Origin of the sequence: Enterococcus sp. MMGLQ5-1 (assembly GCF_013155265.1) — a bacterium.
Classification (GTDB): Bacteria; Bacillota; Bacilli; order Lactobacillales; family Streptococcaceae; genus MMGLQ5-1.
This window is the reverse complement of sequence record NZ_JABJXU010000023.1, coordinates 1-14,777: the sequence shown is the minus strand read 5'-3', so window position 1 is coordinate 14,777 and position 14,777 is coordinate 1. Positions and strand designations below refer to the sequence as shown.

Below are 14,777 nucleotides of genomic sequence, written 5' to 3'. Positions count from 1 at the left end.
TGCTTCTTTAGAAGAAGCTATCATGAATCCATTTAAAGCAAGCAGTGATGAAAATACTGGAGGTGGCAGAAGTAGCTTTAAATCTTTTGAAACAGAGAATAAAGCTATTAAAATCGTTTCTCACGAGCAAATAATTTTTAGGGGTCAATTCTTAAGGATTGCAGAAAAGGTGCTATCACAATCATCTGATGAAGCACAGCGTATCATTGAACTAAGATACTTTATTGATGAACCTTATTCATGGGTGAAAATAGCTAGTATTGATAATATTGGTTATACCGAAGATGGTTGTCGAAAAGTAGACAGAGCAATTTGTGACAAGATTGCTAAAATATTAGGTTGGTAAGTTGTACCGTTTCGGGGGGTTAAACTGTACCGTTTTAAGGGGTAAAAAAGAGTTATTATGATATTGTGGTTATTTTGGATAGCCAAGGTTTGCTCCTTTGTCATAGTGGTTTAATTAGTAGAACAACAGACTTTTAATCTGTGGGTGTAAGATGCAAGCTCTTGCCTACGACTTAGCCTAGTACTCTAATCGCCTTGAGTGGTTAGGTGTCGTAATCATATCGATGTAACGCCTCATGAAGCGGTGCGTCAGTTTTGGTTATGTAAAAGAAAACGGTATGACGATACTAAGATAATCAGTTCACAGGTTTTGATTATCAACTAGGGTGTCGACAGGGGGACGTTACACAACGGTGGACGTTATAGGTTCGAATCCTATGCATCCTATTGTGTTTGCGGTAATCACTGAAACCGTATGTCAAGAAAATATTACATATACGCCAATATATGTATAACCTTAAATTAGTGCTAGATATTATCTAGTGCTTTTTTTATTTTGGAGGTAAGTTATGAATCAAACTATTGAATACTCAATTAAGAACAATGAGATTCCTATTATTATTTTAGATGGCCAGAAGTTGGGAGTAGTAACGTGTAATTATATCTGGATGACTAGACAAGAGTTTCAGCCTACATACTGTGTGTTGATTGCGACATGTACTGATATCTCTGGTAATAAATATACTATAACTATCGATGAATCTAAAAATGAGATTAATATAACTGCTTGTTATCTTGATAGCCATGACTGATATAGCATTCTATAAATCAAAGCGTTGGTTGCTAAAACGTAGTCGTATGTTACGCAGAGATAGCTATGAGTGTCAGAACTGTAAGAGATACTTCAAGACGAAGGAAGCTAAGACAGTACACCACATATACTTCTATGAGGACTATCCAGAGCTTGCTTTATGTAGTTGGAATCTTATCAGTCTTTGTGATGGCAAGAACGGCTGCCATAATAAGATGCACAATCGAGTAACCAATAAACCAACTAAGCTTGGCATTGAGTGGCAAGAGAAAAGAAAAAATGAATTTATAAAATTGCATCCCCCCACTCAAAAAAATAAATTTTAAAAATAAAAAAAGGAACGAGCAGGTTAGCCATTTCCAAATTTACGAGTTTTTCAGAAATATTTTTTCCGCTATGAAATGAGGTGAGAATTTGAGCAAAGCATTACCGTCAAAAGACACAATAAAACGGCGAACTATTAAAAGAATGAAAGAATTGGGAGTATACAAAGTCCAATATACTCAACTAATTGACGTATTTTCAGATATGTTACATCAATACAACTATTTGACTAATGAATTTGAAGAATCTGGCTACCAGGTAATGATAGAAACCGAAAAATCAGATGGTAAAAAAAGCCCAATTCTCGCAACCTTAGAAAATTTAAGAAAAGATATTGGTGTGTACTCAGATAAGCTGATGTTAAATCCTAAAGCAAATAATTCAGGTGTTAAAAAAGAGCCACCAAAACAATCAGTTTTCGCTCAACTTCTTAATCAGAGCGGAAGTGGTTAGATGAAAATAACCAGTCCCTATTTTAAGGAGGTTAAAAAGTATGCTGATGACATAGTTAAAGGCAAGAGATTAGTTAATATTGAACGTGTTCAAGCTGCACAACGTTTTTTAGACGATTTAAAATCAAAGAAATGGGATTTCAAACAGGAACAATTTGATTTTGTTATTGGATTAATCGAAGGAACAATCAAACACAAGCAAGGACAAAATTTAAAAGGTGAAGATTTAAATGGTAAGCCTTTAAAACTATTGCTTTGGGAAAAGTTTATCATAGTTAATCTGTTTGGATTTTTTAATAAGGGTACAGTAATTAGGCGCTTTAATGAGGCGCTTATTTTTTTACCAAGAAAACAAGGTAAGACAGCATTTGCCAGCTCATTAGCTTGGGCTAAATCAGTCCTTGATAGACAATCGGGTAGTAAGGTTTATATTTTGGCAAATTCGATAGATCAGACTAAAGAAGCATTCGGTTTTTTATCGTATAATGTTGAATTTTTAAGAGATGATTTACCAAAGCTGAGATTGCGAGACAATAACCAAGAACACTCTATCTTAGCTAATACAGGTGATGGCAATATCGAAGTAATAGCTAAAGCAAACCAAGAGGACAAATTGGATTCGTTTAACTGTAATTGCTTAATACTTGATGAGATTCATTCATGGAAGCGTGCAGGTGCTAAGAAATATACGTTAATGAAAAATGCGATGAAAGCTTATCGAAATAAATTATTGATAGGCATTTCGACCGCTGGTGATGTTGCAAATGGTTTCTTGGCTCAACGTATTCAAACGCTTAAAAAGGTCTTAGACGGTCAAATAGTTAATAATGCGTATGATAATTATTTTATATATCTTTGTATGGCTGAACAGGATAAGAAAGGGAATATCTTAAACCCTGTTACTCATGAAATAACGACTATGAATGATCCGCAAGTTTTAGAATCGGTCACACCGTCATTAAATGAAACGACAACACTTGATGAATTAATAAGCGATGCTGAACAAGCAATGACTGAGCCACAGCTTAAATCAGAATACCTTAATAAAACTTTGAATATTTTTACCACTGCTGAAAATGCGTACTTTGATATTGACGAGTTTAAATATTCTGACAGTCAATTTGACTGGACGTTAGAAGAATTAGCTAAACTACCAATTATTTGGTTTGGTGGTGCTGACTTATCTAAGCTGCACGATTTAACTGCTGGCGCATTATATGGCACTTTAAAAAATCATAAATACAAAGATTCAGAAGGCAACGAAATTATTAAAGATGTTGATATTTCGATAACTCATGCCTTTTTCCCACGTTCACAAGCGATTGAAAAAGCGGAAGTTGACAACATACCACTATTTGAATGGTCTGAGGAAGGTTGGGCGACATTAAGCAATACACCAACCGTTTTATATGACGATATCGTGAAATGGTTTATTTCTATGCGTAATCTAGGTTTTAAAATAAAAGAAGTTCATTTCGACAAAAAGTTCGGTCGTGAATTTTTCTTAAAGATGAAAAAAGCTAAATTCAAGATGCGTGATGCACCTCAGTTATTTACTCGTAAATCAGAGGGATTCAGACACATTGAAGTCAAAACAAAGAATGCTGAATTATATTATTTGCATAGTCGGGCTTATGAGTATTGTGTTTCTAACGTTAAAGCGATTGAAAAGACTGACGATATGATTCAGTTTGAAAAAGTGCTGCCTAATCAGCGTATTGACTTATTCGATGCAAGCGTATTTGCTTGTGTTGCTAGTCTTGAAGGTGGAGAAAAGAAAGCTATAAATGACAATATTTTAAAATAAGGAGTGATTCATTTGGATATAATTAATTATGACGATACTAAAAAAATAGAATTTGCTTTAGGATTTGAGCTTAGATATTTCCAAATAAGATATTTATTAGGAGAAACTCAACTAAACTCAGATTACAGAAATCAAGGAAATTCAACTATTTTCGCTGTGAAAGAGTTACTTACAAAAAAAGGTCGTTATGACTACGACTTGGACAGCAGTGATTTGTCTCTATTCATTGATTATCGAGGTAATAGTACAATCATGCGTAGGATCATGCGACCAATGATTAAAGAAATAAATAGAAAACTTGTAGAAGCAGGATTCCATACATGCGCTAAATAAGGAGTGATTATTATGCAAGCGGTTGATTTTACTGCAATTAATGAAGCAAGCGATAGAATGGTTCAAGCATTCTCAGAGTTTGTAAAAAAGGTTTCAGAAGCTATTGTAAAAATAGTTAGAAAGGTAGTTTGCAAAATTTATGAGTTTATCAGTAATTCAGATAGTTACAAGGTTTCAAAGGCTCTGAGTTTATATATGTATTACGGTAATAAGAAATATCTTGATTTTGTTTTTAGAATCGTTAACAGAAATGTTTTTGATAAGGAGTGATTGTTATGTTATTCAACGTGATTTTTGGATTTGTTGGCGGATTAATCGGTGGTTGGATTATTAAATCAATAAATAATAAACCACCAGATAAATATAAAAAACGAGGTGGTGGGAAAGGCGGTAATGCTCCGAAACATCGACCGATTCCACAACCTATAAATCCTAATCCGAAAACGTCTATCGGAAACAAACGTCCACCTCGTGAAATGGCAAACCCGAGTGGAAAAACGAAAGGCTAGGTGATCCAATATCTAATTCATTTGAAAGGTGGTGAGAAATAAAAAATGGGAATAAGGAATTTTTTTAAAAGGTCTGAAGAATCATCGAGTAAAAGCAAAGTAGGTTATTTTCTTTCAGAGGATGCAAAAGATTTACTTGTGTCGGGTTATTCAAGATTGAGTGATTCACCAGAGGTATTAACTGCTATTAATCAAATTGCCGATTTAGTCAGCAACATGACAATTCAATTAATGAAGAATGCTGATAAAGGCGATGTCAGAGTAAAAAATGATTTGAGTAGGTTAGTTGATATTAAGCCAAACTCATATCAAACTAGAAAATCTTTTATTTTCTGGATAGTTAAAACAATGATGCTTAATGGTAATGCAATAGTTATGCCAATTACTAAAAACGGTCAAGTGATTGAGCTAAGACCTTTGCCAAATAATAAGATTCAAATAGTTTCTGATACATCAGATGATTTTAATTATTCGATTTATTATGATTCTAATAACTATCAACCTACTCAATTGCTGCATTTTGTATTGAATCCAAAAAATGATAAACCTTTTGAGGGTACGAGCTATAGGGTTAGTCTTTCTGATGTTACTCATAATTTAAAGCAAGCATCCAATACTAAACGGAGTTTTATGGCCTCTGAATATATGCCAAGCTTAGTTGTTTTTATTGATAGTGATGCAGATTTAGATGAGGAAGAAAGAGAAAAATTTGAAGAAAAGTATTTGAAACGTAAGGATAAAAACAAACCATTATTGCTACCCGAAGGGTTAGTCAATATGCAAACTGTTAAGCCATTAACTTTGGAAGATTTAGCTATTCATGAATCAATAAAAGTTGATAAACAAACGGTAGCTTCAATTTTAGGTATTCCACCTTTTGTCTTGGGTGTCGGTACATACAGCAAGGATGAATGGAATAGTTTCATCAATACAAAAATTATGAGTATTGCTCAGATAGTACAACAAACTTTGAACACTTTAATTGTTGAAGATGATATGTATTTCAATTTTAATCCTCGTTCATTATACAATTACAGTCTTATTGAACAAGTTCAAGCTATTACAGCTCTAGTTAAAGTAAATACACTCAGAAGAAATGAAGGGCGCAATTGGTTAGGATTACCACCAGATGCTGAAATGGATGATTTAATTGTGTTAGAAAACTACTTGCTTCAGCAAGATTTAAGTAAGCAAGGCAAGTTAAGTCAAAATGTAAATGATGAATTTAATAATTAAGAAAGGACTAAATCAATGATTTTTAGTTCTTTTTTTATTGTTTGAAAGGAGGTGAGATATGAGAAATTTAAAAAATCAGTTTCGCACAATGGGGCAATTGAATACTAGAGATGAAGCCAGTGATGAAATGAAGATTACTGGTTATTTTATTGTTTTTAATTCAGAAACTGAATTGTGCGAAGGTATGTTTGAGGAAATTTCAGATGAAGCTTTTAAAGATATTGATTTATCTGATGTACGAGCTTTGGCTGATCATGATACTTCAAAAGTATTGGGAAGAACAAAATCAAGCACTTTGACTTTAAGTGTCGATGATAAAGGTCTTTATGGTGAAATCAAAGTTAATCCCAATGATACTGATGCAGTTAATTTATATGAGCGTGTCAAACGTGGTGATATTGATCAGTGCAGTTTTGGTTTTGATATTTTAGATGAACGAATGGAACGAAGAGAAGATGGCTCAACTAAATGGACGATTACTGAGATAAAACTCTTTGAAGTTTCAGTAGTTACTTTTCCAGCATACGCTGATACAGCAGTTCAAGCTAGAAGTAATGAAATCAAGCAATTTGAACAAAGAAAAATTGAAAAAAGGAAAACAATTATAAAGGAGAAGATGAAAACATGGCATTAGAACAATTACTTTTAAGCAAGAGAATTAATCAACGTTCAGCGCAATTAGTTCAATTGAGAGCTGATGAAGCTAAATTAAAAGAAGATGAAAAAAACTTGGAGGATGCGCTTGATGAGGCTAAAACTGATGATGAAGTTAATGCGGTAGAAGATTCGGCAACAGAATTAGAAAAGAAAATTAAAGCAAATGCTGATGAGATTGCTAAATTAGAACAAGAAAAAACTGATTTAGAAGCCAAATTAGCTGAAATTGAAGGCGATGATGAAAAAAACAAAAAAGGAGAAGGCAGAAATATGGCTAAAAAAGTTCAAACAAGAGGAAAAGAAGTAATGAGTATCCGTGAATCATTGCAGATTGAAGAAGTGCGTAATTTTTATCAAGGTATTGCTAACGCAATGACTGAAAAGCGTGCGCTTACTGGTACTGAAAAAGTTGTACCACTTGAAGTAATTGACCGAATTGAATCAAAATTAGGTGATTACTCTACGCTTATCAATGAAGTTACTGTTGAAAAAATTGGTGGTACTGGACGCGCGGTTATTGCTGGCGATATTCCAGAAGCGATTTGGTTTGAAATTGGTAAAGAAGCCTTATCTGAATTAGAAGATGAATTACAAGGCGTTGAATTTGATGGTTATGGATTAGGTGGTTATGTTTCTGTTCCTAATATCATCATTGAAAATTCATTAATTAATTTAGCAGCTCACGTTGAAGATCGTTTGGCTAAAGCAATTGCCAAAGCACTTGATAAGGCTATTCTAAACGGTACAGGAACAAAACAGCCAAAAGGTGTAACAGTTTCAGCGCCGACAGAAAATAAAGTGGCGTCTGATGGTACTATCACAGATTTAATCGCTAAATTAGCAACAGTAGATACAGATGGAACTGGTGGAGAAGTTATCGCAGTTATGAATCGTGCGACTTACTACTCAAAAATTGTACCCAAAACATTAGCGGTAGCAGCTAATGGAGTTCTTACTGGTTCTTATGCGTTGCCATTCCGAGTTGTTTTATGTGCCTATGCTGCAGCAAATACAGTGGTATTCGGTGACTTCAAACAATTCTTATTAGCTAAACGCTCAGAAATTCGTGTTGAATCAAGTACAGATTTTCAGTTCACTTCTGATAACACTGTTTTCAAAGGTGTTGGCTTCTATGATGGAAAGGCTACTAAACCTAAAGCATTTTCGGTTGTAACAATCGAATCAACACCTGATCAAGGATAATCGATTAGAAGGGATTTAATCCCTTCTTTTTATTTTGTTTGAAAGGAGAGTATCGATGAAATATAAAGTTTTGATTGATTTTACAGACAAAGAAAACAAACATATTTATCGAAAAGGCGATGTATACCCTGAAAAAGGGCGCACTAAAAAAGCTAGAATTGATGAATTATTATCTGCTGATAATTTGCGAGGGCAGCCTTTAATTGAGGAAGTGGTCGAAAATGGCGAATGATTTTGAAACATCTGCATTAGATTTGGTCAAAGCTTCTTTAGGTTATAAGTCAAATGTTCGTGATGACTTGCTTAATAAAATAATTGCTGGTGTAAAAAATGAATTAATCGATGAAAAAGGCATCAAATTAGATGAAGAAAATACAACACATTTGATGTTTGTAGTAGATTTATCAGTTTTCCGTTATGAAAATAAAGGTGCTGGCGCTATGTCACGCAATCTTGAATATCGTTTGCGTAATCTGATAATCAAATATGGTGGTGGTAGCGATGAATAGCTGGGATTTAGAACTTAGTTTGTTACAAAAAGATGGATATGACATCAATAAAATTGGCGATAAAGTACCTAAGTACAAAGAAATTAAGCTTTTAGGTTATGAAAAGCCTATTTCAAGAGGTGAATTATTGCTTGCTGGTCAGTCAAATATTGAGATTACTAAGATCATTGTTATTCATCCTTTTGAGTATAACAATGAGCAACTTGTAAAAATTGGCGATGACACTTATCAAGTGGTCATTCATTACAAGCTGAGTAATGAAGAAATTGAGTTAAAACTCAAATCTAAAAAGGGGTTGAGTTAATGGATATTGGCAGTCTTATTGCTGAATCACTTGCCGAGTATACTGAGGAAGTTAAGCAAGAGTTAGAAGTAATAAAAGAGGATGTAGCTGATGAAACGGTCGATTATTTAATCGCTAATAGTCCAAAGGGTAGACGTGGAAAGTATGCCAAAGGGTGGCGAAAGAAGAAAGACGGAACAGGCTATATTGTTCATAATTCAACTGATTACCAGTTAACTCATATTTTAGAAAAAGGTCACGCTAAAAAAAGTGGTGGTCGCACGCAAGCACAGCCACATATTATTGATGCTGAGCGAGTTGCTATTGAATCTATGGAAAAACGAACGGAGGAGGCTATAAAATCATGACATTAAATGAATTAAGAGCTTTGCTCAATACTATTGCAATTCCAGTTAAATACCGTGCGTTTAAAGTTGGCGAAGCACCATCTTTGCCTTACGTTTTGTTTTATGTAGATAGTAACGAAGGCACTCTAAAGGCTGATAATTATAACTATGCAAAAGTTAGTAATGTCACGATTGAATTATATTCAGAAGAAAAAGACGTTGAGCTAGAAGAAAAACTAGAAGCTATTTTAGATAGCAACAAAATTGAATATGACACTTACGAAAGCTATTTAAATACTGAAGATATGTACGAAGTAGCTTATGAAATTATAATCTAGGAGGAAAAATGGTTAAAGAAAATAAAGTAACATTCGGTCTTGAAAATGCACATTATGCAAAAATAACTTTTGGTGCAAATGGCGTACCAACATTTGCAACACCTGTACCTTTAAAAGGTTCGGTTGAGTTTACAATGGATCCAGAATCAAATTCAGTTGAGTTTCCAGCGGATAATGATTCTCAATATTATACGGCTGATGAAAATAACGGATATAGTGGCACATTGACGATTGCCAACTTACCTTTATCTTTCCGTAAAGACATTTTAGGCGAAGAGTTAGACGAAACTGACGGTACGATTACCGAATTAGCCGATGCTAAATTTAGCCCATTTGCTTTATTATTCCAGTTTGACGGTGATGCAACCAAAACACGCCATTTAATTTATTACTGTAATGGTAGCCGTGCCACCATTTCATCGAAAACTGGTAAAGATATTTCAGGAGTTGAATTACCTTTCAAATCAAAACAATTAACTTATGGTGAAAGAAAGCTAGTTAAAACGCAGACAACAAGTGATGAATCAACTAAATATGGCGATTGGTTTAAAGCTGTATATCTCAAAGAAGAAACGCCAGGAAAAGGGTAGCATTAGCTGCTCTTCTTTTTTTAGGAGGAATTCATGGAAAAAACAATTTATATCGATGAAACACCAGTTCGCTTAAAATCGACTGCTGCGACACCTTTACGTTATAAAGCACAATTTAGAAAAGACTATTTTTCTGAATTATTTAAATTATCGAAGTTAGCTAATAAGACACCTAAATCTAAGGATAATGAAAATTCGGAAAATGAAGAATTAACACTTGATTTAGATAGTATCTCATTTGAAGATTTAAATTATCTTGATTTTGAAATATTCTACAATTTTATTTGGGTATTGGCGAAAACTGCTGATTCAACAATTCCAGAACCGATTGAATGGTTAGATACATTTGATTCTATGCCGATTGCTGAAGTATTCCCAATGATTACTGATTTATTACAAGCGAGTATTCAATCAAAAAAAAAGTTGACGAAATAAGCGGTTCTAGTGAGCTATTCACTGAGGAATCGTTTTTTTATGTATGCAAAAGAGTTGGTTTAACAATCAATGAAATGGAAAACATGAACATTGGTCAATGTCTGGATTATATCCAAGAATGGATTGACAACAATAGCAAAGATGAAAATAAGCGTGTTCCAGTTCGTAAGGCGACACAAGCAGATTTCAATAATTTTTAAGGAAAGGAGAAAATATGGCAGGCAAAAACATTAAAGGAATTACAATTGAAATCGATGGTAATGCAGAAGGACTTGATAAAGCATTAAAAGGCGTTAACACAACGTCAGTCAAATTAAATTCTGAATTAAGAGACGTCAATAAACTTTTAAAATTTGACCCAAGTAATGCTACTGGTTTAGCTCAAAAGCAAGAATTACTGACTAAATCAATTGAGAATACATCTGATAAGTTAAATCAGCTTAAATCAGCTCAATCACAGGTAGAAGCACAATTCAAATCTGGCAACATCGGAGAAGAACAATATCGAGCGTTTCAACGTGAATTAGCATCTACTGAACAAAGTTTAAACGGCTATAAATCACAATTAAGCGGTTTGCAATCTGAACAAGATAAACTTTCTCAGAATACTAAACGTTTAGATACGCTATTTGAAGCTACAGGTAAAAGTTTAGATGATTATTCTGATATTCTAGGCACTAGAATGGTTAACGCTATTAAAAACGGTACTGCTACGAGTGATCAGTTAGAAGTTGCTTTAAATAAAATCGGTAAAGAAGCGCTAGGCGCTGAAACTGATTTAAACCAAATGAAGCAGTCATTAGATAAAGTTGATGATGGTGGCTCAATTGATAATGTCAAAACTGACCTAGAAGAATTAAAGGTAACATCAAGCTCTACTGATGAAGAATTAGCAAAAATTGGTGGCGGTATTACATCGGGAAATATGATACAGGCAACTGAAGTTTTAGCCGAAGCTGGTGAAAAGATTAAAGAATTTGCTGGAGAAGCGCAAGATGCTTTCCGTGAAATTGATGACGGAATGGATACCTTTACAACAACTACTGGTCAAAATTCTGATGCAATTAAAGCATCATTTGATGCAATATATACATCTATGCCAATTGAAAGCACTGCTGATTTAGGACAAGCATTAGGTTCACTCACTCAGCAATTTGGTTTCACTGGCGACAAATTGACAGGCTATGGCACTCAGTTAATGCAGTTTGCAAATATCAATAATACTGATGTTAAATCAAGTATTGATAATGCAAAAAGTGCGATTGAGACCTATGGCTTAAGCTATGATGATTTAGGCTCTGTACTTGATACATTTACATACGTCAGTCAACAAACAGGGGTATCCGTAGATGATTTAATGAGTAAAGCTGTAGAAGGTGCGCCGCAGATTAAAGCTCTTGGCTTGAGTTTTGACGAAGGTGCACAAATGTTAGGACAATTTGAACAAGCAGGTGTTGATGGTTCGTCAGCTTTAAGCAGCTTGTCGAAAGCCAATGTTGCTTATGCGAAGGACGGAAAAACGCTTGAAGAAGGTTTGCAAGGTACAATCGAATCAATTAAGGGCGCAAGTACAGAAACAGAAGCACTAAATACAGCAAGTGAAGTTTTTGGTTCCAAAGGCGCTACAAAAATGGTTGATGCGATTAAAAGAGGCACTTTTAACTTAGATGAATTAGGAATTTCGGCTCAAGATACAGCAGGAACTGTTGCAAATACATTTAATGATACGAAAGACCCAATTGATGAACAAACTGTAGCATTACAATCTGCTAAAGTTGCATTTAGCGAAATTGGTGCGACTATCGCAGAAGGACTACAACCGATTTTGGATGCATTAATTCCAATTCTAAAATCACTTGGTGAAACATTTTCTAATATGCCAGAGGGGGTTAAGACCTTTGCGGTTGTTTTAGGTGTTTTAGTTACAGCCTTTACGCTTCTAGCGCCATTTATTGCCTCAATAGTCACGATATTACCAGTATTAGGAACAGCATTTGCCGCTATTGGTACTGCTGTAGGTGCAGTTGTTGGTGTTCTTTCAGGTCCACTGATTGCAATAATCGCTGTGGTAATTGGTGTGATTATTGGAATTATAGCAGTTATTAAAAATTGGGGTGCAATAGTTGATTGGCTTCAAGGAGTTTGGCAAGCATTTTCAAGTTGGATTGGTAATTTATGGAATGGAATTTCTCAAACTGCAAGTAACGTATGGAATGCAATCACAAGCGCAATCAGCAATGCAGTTAATGCAGTTTTATCAACAGTATCTAATATATGGAATACGATTCAAAGCACAACTTCAAGTGTTTGGAATGGCATTCAATCGGTTATATCAGGTGTTTGGAATTCAATTACATCTGGTGTTAGTAACGCTGTTAATTCTGTTCAAAGCGTTGTAAGTAGTGTATTTAACGGACTGTCAAGCACTGTATCAAGTATATGGAATGGAATAAAAGATGCTATTATGACACCGATAAACGCTGCAAAAGATGGTATTTCTTCAGCAATTAACGCAATTAAGGGCTTTTTCAATTTCTCAATTACATGGCCAAAAATCCCAATGCCACATTTTGGTATTAGTCCATCGGGTTGGAAAATCGGTGATTTGTTGAAAGGTTCTATCCCTTCACTTTCAGTTGATTGGTATGCAAACGGTGGTATTTTAACTAAACCGACTGTTTTCGGTCAAAATGGCAATAGCTTAATGGTTGGCGGTGAAGCTGGTAAAGAAGCGGTAGCACCATTATCAGACTTAATGGCTTATGTAGAAAAAGCGGTTGCAAATCAAATTGGCAATATGGACGGCAATTTTTCTCAAATGATTCAATTATTGGCGATTATTGCCAATAAAAATACTTCGTTCAATATAAATGGACGTCCGTTAGTTGAAGAAACTGCGCAAATGATGTCAGAACAAATTAATTTTAATCAAATTCAAGCCAATAGGAGAGGAGGGGTTATTAATGTTTAATTATTTATCAGTTAAATTCAATGGATTATCATTAGAAGATTTAATAAATGTAACGGCAGATTTTAACCCTTTAAATGGTTCAGATTGGCAAAATACAACAAAGGATAGAGAATCATCAGATGGCTCTATCTTTTTATATTCAAAACGTGGTTTAAAATCAATAGTCATGCCTTTTCAAATGACTGGAAATATTACTGAAAAATACGACAAGTTACAAAGTAGAATTGCAGTTTCTAAGCCTTCTGAGTTAATATTTGGGAACTTGTCTGATAGATTTTTTATGGCTGTTCCGAACAGTACAATTGATTTAATTAAATCAACAAATGGATATAGTGCCACTGGCACGATTACCTGGATAGTTCCGAGCGGTGTCGCTGAATCAATTGAGCCTGTTACTGTGCCAGCAAAGATTGTTAATGGCGTATTAACTGCTGAGGTTGAGAACGATTCATCTGCTGAAGTATTCCCAATTTATCGAATTAAAAATAGAGCTGAGAATGGCTATATCGGAATTGTTCATGCTGACGGCGCTTTTGAAATGGGCAATAAAGAGGAAGCTGATGGATATGATTATCAAGATTCTGAAACACTACTTGATACTATAGATTTTTCAGAGTTCACAGCGTATACAGGTGTTAATCCAGAGAATGCAGCTAAGTTGAATAACGGCACGTTAGGCGTTGAAACACAAGACGGTAAGCAGATTTTAAAATTAACTGATGCTGGTACTGGTGACGCTTGGCATGGCGGTTCTGTGGTTTGGACTGTGCCAGCAGATCATAATGGTGAAATTGGTGCTGACAAGTTCAATGCTCAAATTAAATCATTCTTTGCTTCAAATGCTTATGGTCAAACAGGACAACAACAGCTTATATATACAACAGATACAGGTCAATTCATCATGAGTTTAAGTATTTCTAAAGATGATATTATCGGGAATGATGCTAGAGTAGTATTCCATTATGTTGAAGAATTAGGCGGTCAAATCAAAGAGTTATCACGTCAGAGCTTCGGTGCAGGATTAATAACTGGCACTGATAATCCTTTTTCATTAAACAAGGGCTCGATTGGTATAAGAAAAGAAGGTCAACTATTAAGATTTTGGACTTTTAAAGGTCAAAGCGAAGTTAATGTACCAGCTTTAGCAAGTGCAAAAGTCGGTAAGGTATTCATCAATATTTATGAATATGGCACACGTTCAAATGCTCAAAACATCAAATGGAATGGTGTTTCATCGATGAATTTTTTTAAGAATTTCGTTGATTTTTGGCGAAATGTTCCTAATAGATACAAAGACACCCAAGAAATAGTTGTTGATTGCGAAAGTGCAAATATCTATATCAATCAGCTATATGAGAACGAGGAAATGATTGACGGTTCGAGCTTTCCACCTCTGCCAATTGGTAAAACGACTATTGAATTTTATCTCTCATCATGGGCAGATATTAACGATTTTGATATTGTTGTTGAGTATAGGAAGCGGTGGGGCTAATGTTAGTAACGATACATGATAAGACAATGAAAAAAATCGGTTTTGCATCAAACGTTAACCCTAAAGCTGTTCAAATCAAAGAATGCAAAGCTTTATATAATCTTCCCACTGGCGCTCATGAGTTATCGATAAGTTTCATAAATAATGGTTCTTTACTATACCAGCAGATAACAGATGATAAGTTTATTTCTTACC

General features: G+C 34.6%; 20 protein-coding genes and 1 tRNA gene. All 21 read left to right on the top strand.

Going from position 1 to position 14,777, the window contains the following annotated elements:
- Positions 1 to 346, top strand: a 346-nt coding sequence (locus tag HOY35_RS13205; RefSeq protein ID WP_172285853.1) for a hypothetical protein, incomplete at its 5' end; no start/stop codon positions are given.
- Positions 347 to 445: 99 nt separating this feature from the next.
- Positions 446 to 519 (top strand) — tRNA-Lys (locus tag HOY35_RS13200).
- A gap of 335 nt (positions 520 to 854) precedes the next feature.
- Entirely contained in the window at positions 855 to 1,097 is a 243-nt protein-coding gene (locus HOY35_RS13195) for a hypothetical protein (protein ID WP_172214510.1), read from the top strand.
- Between the two features lie 413 nt (positions 1,098 to 1,510).
- Complete coding sequence (locus HOY35_RS13190) at positions 1,511 to 1,873, top strand: P27 family phage terminase small subunit (RefSeq protein WP_172214512.1); 363 nt, start codon at positions 1,511 to 1,513, stop codon at positions 1,871 to 1,873.
- Complete coding sequence (locus HOY35_RS13185) at positions 1,874 to 3,679, top strand: terminase large subunit (protein WP_172214514.1); 1,806 nt, start codon at positions 1,874 to 1,876, stop codon at positions 3,677 to 3,679.
- Positions 3,680 to 3,691: 12 nt separating this feature from the next.
- Positions 3,692 to 4,012 carry a hypothetical protein gene (locus tag HOY35_RS13180; RefSeq protein WP_172214516.1) on the top strand — a complete coding sequence of 107 codons (321 nt, stop codon included), beginning with the start codon at positions 3,692 to 3,694 and terminating at the stop codon, positions 4,010 to 4,012.
- 12 nt (positions 4,013 to 4,024) lie between these two features.
- Positions 4,025 to 4,282 (top strand): hypothetical protein, encoded by a 258-nt coding sequence (locus HOY35_RS13175; protein ID WP_172214518.1) that lies wholly within the window; start codon positions 4,025 to 4,027, stop codon positions 4,280 to 4,282.
- A 5-nt stretch (positions 4,283 to 4,287) separates the two neighbouring features.
- Positions 4,288 to 4,521 (top strand): hypothetical protein, encoded by a 234-nt coding sequence (locus HOY35_RS13170; RefSeq protein ID WP_172214520.1) that lies wholly within the window; start codon positions 4,288 to 4,290, stop codon positions 4,519 to 4,521.
- A 45-nt stretch (positions 4,522 to 4,566) separates the two neighbouring features.
- Positions 4,567 to 5,757 carry a phage portal protein gene (locus tag HOY35_RS13165; protein WP_172214522.1) on the top strand — a complete coding sequence of 397 codons (1,191 nt, stop codon included), beginning with the start codon at positions 4,567 to 4,569 and terminating at the stop codon, positions 5,755 to 5,757.
- A gap of 58 nt (positions 5,758 to 5,815) precedes the next feature.
- Positions 5,816 to 6,391 (top strand): HK97 family phage prohead protease, encoded by a 576-nt coding sequence (locus tag HOY35_RS13160; RefSeq protein ID WP_172214524.1) that lies wholly within the window; start codon positions 5,816 to 5,818, stop codon positions 6,389 to 6,391.
- Entirely contained in the window at positions 6,382 to 7,617 is a 1,236-nt protein-coding gene (locus HOY35_RS13155; RefSeq protein WP_172214526.1) for a phage major capsid protein, read from the top strand. Before HOY35_RS13160 ends, HOY35_RS13155 begins: the two co-directional genes overlap by 10 nt.
- 55 nt (positions 7,618 to 7,672) lie before the next feature.
- Positions 7,673 to 7,849 carry a hypothetical protein gene (locus HOY35_RS13150; protein ID WP_172214528.1) on the top strand — a complete coding sequence of 59 codons (177 nt, stop codon included), beginning with the start codon at positions 7,673 to 7,675 and terminating at the stop codon, positions 7,847 to 7,849.
- A complete protein-coding gene (locus HOY35_RS13145; RefSeq protein ID WP_172214530.1) occupies positions 7,839 to 8,126 on the top strand; it encodes a hypothetical protein in 288 nt (95 codons plus the stop codon). Before HOY35_RS13150 ends, HOY35_RS13145 begins: the two co-directional genes overlap by 11 nt.
- On the top strand, positions 8,119 to 8,430 hold the full coding sequence (locus HOY35_RS13140; RefSeq protein WP_213173281.1) for a phage head closure protein: 312 nt from the start codon (positions 8,119 to 8,121) through the stop codon (positions 8,428 to 8,430). The genes HOY35_RS13145 and HOY35_RS13140 overlap by 8 nt, the downstream gene beginning before the upstream one ends.
- Positions 8,430 to 8,777 (top strand): HK97 gp10 family phage protein, encoded by a 348-nt coding sequence (locus tag HOY35_RS13135; RefSeq protein ID WP_172214532.1) that lies wholly within the window; start codon positions 8,430 to 8,432, stop codon positions 8,775 to 8,777. The genes HOY35_RS13140 and HOY35_RS13135 overlap by 1 nt, the downstream gene beginning before the upstream one ends.
- A complete protein-coding gene (locus HOY35_RS13130; protein WP_172214534.1) occupies positions 8,774 to 9,094 on the top strand; it encodes a hypothetical protein in 321 nt (106 codons plus the stop codon). The genes HOY35_RS13135 and HOY35_RS13130 overlap by 4 nt, the downstream gene beginning before the upstream one ends.
- Before the next feature lie 8 nt (positions 9,095 to 9,102).
- Positions 9,103 to 9,684: a major tail protein gene (locus HOY35_RS13125; RefSeq protein WP_172214536.1), complete on the top strand. Its 582-nt coding sequence runs from the start codon at positions 9,103 to 9,105 to the stop codon at positions 9,682 to 9,684.
- 33 nt (positions 9,685 to 9,717) lie between these two features.
- Positions 9,718 to 10,119, top strand: a complete 402-nt coding sequence (locus HOY35_RS13120) for a hypothetical protein (protein ID WP_172214538.1) — start codon at positions 9,718 to 9,720, stop codon at positions 10,117 to 10,119.
- Positions 10,120 to 10,333: 214 nt separating this feature from the next.
- Positions 10,334 to 13,090, top strand: coding sequence for a phage tail tape measure protein (locus HOY35_RS13115; protein WP_172214540.1), 2,757 nt, complete (start codon positions 10,334 to 10,336; stop codon positions 13,088 to 13,090).
- Positions 13,083 to 14,582, top strand: coding sequence for a distal tail protein Dit (locus tag HOY35_RS13110; protein WP_172214542.1), 1,500 nt, complete (start codon positions 13,083 to 13,085; stop codon positions 14,580 to 14,582). Before HOY35_RS13115 ends, HOY35_RS13110 begins: the two co-directional genes overlap by 8 nt.
- Positions 14,582 to 14,777 (top strand): hypothetical protein (locus tag HOY35_RS13105; RefSeq protein WP_172214544.1); only part of this gene is annotated, 196 nt, incomplete at its 3' end. The genes HOY35_RS13110 and HOY35_RS13105, both read left to right, overlap by 1 nt.

What these genes read in the sequence shown, in the direction of transcription:
- HOY35_RS13195 (WP_172214510.1), top strand. Translation starts at nt 855, where the DNA reads ATGAATCAAACTATTGAATACTCAATTAAGAACAATGAGATTCCTATT.
- HOY35_RS13185 (WP_172214514.1), top strand. Translation starts at nt 1,874, where the DNA reads ATGAAAATAACCAGTCCCTATTTTAAGGAGGTTAAAAAGTATGCTGAT.
- HOY35_RS13175 (WP_172214518.1), top strand. Translation starts at nt 4,025, where the DNA reads ATGCAAGCGGTTGATTTTACTGCAATTAATGAAGCAAGCGATAGAATG.
- HOY35_RS13170 (WP_172214520.1), top strand. Translation starts at nt 4,288, where the DNA reads ATGTTATTCAACGTGATTTTTGGATTTGTTGGCGGATTAATCGGTGGT.
- HOY35_RS13165 (WP_172214522.1), top strand. Translation starts at nt 4,567, where the DNA reads ATGGGAATAAGGAATTTTTTTAAAAGGTCTGAAGAATCATCGAGTAAA.
- HOY35_RS13160 (WP_172214524.1), top strand. Translation starts at nt 5,816, where the DNA reads ATGAGAAATTTAAAAAATCAGTTTCGCACAATGGGGCAATTGAATACT.
- HOY35_RS13155 (WP_172214526.1), top strand. Translation starts at nt 6,382, where the DNA reads ATGGCATTAGAACAATTACTTTTAAGCAAGAGAATTAATCAACGTTCA.
- HOY35_RS13150 (WP_172214528.1), top strand. Translation starts at nt 7,673, where the DNA reads ATGAAATATAAAGTTTTGATTGATTTTACAGACAAAGAAAACAAACAT.
- HOY35_RS13145 (WP_172214530.1), top strand. Translation starts at nt 7,839, where the DNA reads ATGGCGAATGATTTTGAAACATCTGCATTAGATTTGGTCAAAGCTTCT.
- HOY35_RS13140 (WP_213173281.1), top strand. Translation starts at nt 8,119, where the DNA reads ATGAATAGCTGGGATTTAGAACTTAGTTTGTTACAAAAAGATGGATAT.
- HOY35_RS13135 (WP_172214532.1), top strand. Translation starts at nt 8,430, where the DNA reads ATGGATATTGGCAGTCTTATTGCTGAATCACTTGCCGAGTATACTGAG.
- HOY35_RS13130 (WP_172214534.1), top strand. Translation starts at nt 8,774, where the DNA reads ATGACATTAAATGAATTAAGAGCTTTGCTCAATACTATTGCAATTCCA.
- HOY35_RS13125 (WP_172214536.1), top strand. Translation starts at nt 9,103, where the DNA reads ATGGTTAAAGAAAATAAAGTAACATTCGGTCTTGAAAATGCACATTAT.
- HOY35_RS13120 (WP_172214538.1), top strand. Translation starts at nt 9,718, where the DNA reads ATGGAAAAAACAATTTATATCGATGAAACACCAGTTCGCTTAAAATCG.
- HOY35_RS13115 (WP_172214540.1), top strand. Translation starts at nt 10,334, where the DNA reads ATGGCAGGCAAAAACATTAAAGGAATTACAATTGAAATCGATGGTAAT.
- HOY35_RS13110 (WP_172214542.1), top strand. Translation starts at nt 13,083, where the DNA reads ATGTTTAATTATTTATCAGTTAAATTCAATGGATTATCATTAGAAGAT.